This is a genomic window from Streptomyces sp. MUM 203J, assembly GCF_022414595.1.
Classification (GTDB): Bacteria; Actinomycetota; Actinomycetes; order Streptomycetales; family Streptomycetaceae; genus Streptomyces.
Genome location: NZ_JADWYO010000136.1, coordinates 1 through 1,030, shown reverse-complemented (window position 1 = coordinate 1,030; position 1,030 = coordinate 1). Strand labels below are relative to the sequence as shown.

The 1,030-nt window shown below is 69.7% G+C and carries 2 protein-coding genes; one reads left to right on the top strand and one right to left on the bottom strand.

Annotated features, from left to right (window positions below; genetic code table 11):
* On the top strand, window positions 1-448 hold a 448-nt coding region (locus I3F58_RS29180; protein WP_240111722.1), incomplete at its 5' end, for a transposase.
* 32 nt (window positions 449-480) lie between these two features.
* Here the strand turns inward: I3F58_RS29180 and I3F58_RS29175 are convergent.
* The coding region (locus tag I3F58_RS29175; RefSeq protein WP_240111721.1) for an inositol monophosphatase family protein at window positions 481-1,030 on the bottom strand (550 nt) is incomplete at its 5' end.

The window sequence follows — 1,030 nt, the reverse complement described above, 5'->3', positions numbered from 1 at the left end:
CTACTCGATCGGCGACGACACCCTGTGGGGTGTCAACCGCCGACGCAAGGGCACCACGAATAGCCTGGCCGCGCTCCGGTCGATCCGCGCGGCCCGTCCCGACGGCGCTCCGATCTACGTGATCATGGACAACCTCTCCGCCCACAAGGGCGCCAAGATCCGCCAGTGGGCCAGGCGCAACAACGTCGAGCTGTGCTTCACCCCGACCAACGCCTCCTGGGCCAACCCCATCGAGGCGCACTTCGGACCGCTGAGGCAGTTCACCCTCGCCAACTCCAACCACCCGAACCATACGGTCCAGACCCGCGCGCTGCACCGCTACCTGCGCTGGCGCAACGCCAACGCCCGCCACCCCGACGTCCTGGCCGCCAAACGCAGAGAACGCGCCCGCATCCGCAGCGAAAAGGGCATCCGCTGGGGCGGACGCCGCCTCCAAGCCGCAGCTTGACCCAATCCGGCTAAAGCCGTGCGGTCACAGCATTAGCTTCGGCTGCGGATCAATGACATCAGCAGCCCGTGGGTCTCGGCGTCAGCGGCCACCACAAGCCCGTGGCCTGCCTGCCCGACGGGGGCGCCGTCGATCCCGGTGACCACGCAGCCGGCAGCCCGGCACACAGCGATACCGGCGGCGAAATGCACGCTCCCGGACAGGTCACCGCCATCGGTGACGTACGCGGCGCGCTTACCGGCCGCGACCCAGGCCAACGCCAGCGTCGTGGACACGACCCGCGGCCGGAACCGCTCCACGAACTCGGGGTGCGCCAGCAGGTCCACGGCCCGGAATCCGGGCGCGCTCGGGAACGGCGGATCCAGATTGACGTCCACCAGCCGGGTGGCGGGCGTGGGCACAAGCCGCTCATCGACCCCGTCGTGCCGCACCCAGGCGGACTCACCGTCGGTGAAGAAAACCTCGCCGCTGGACGGGTCGGCCACCGCCGCCGCCCCGTTGCGCAGCGCCACGTTGACGGCCACCAGCATGTTGCCGACGGCGTAGTTCAGCGTGCCGCACAAAGGATCCACCAACCACTGG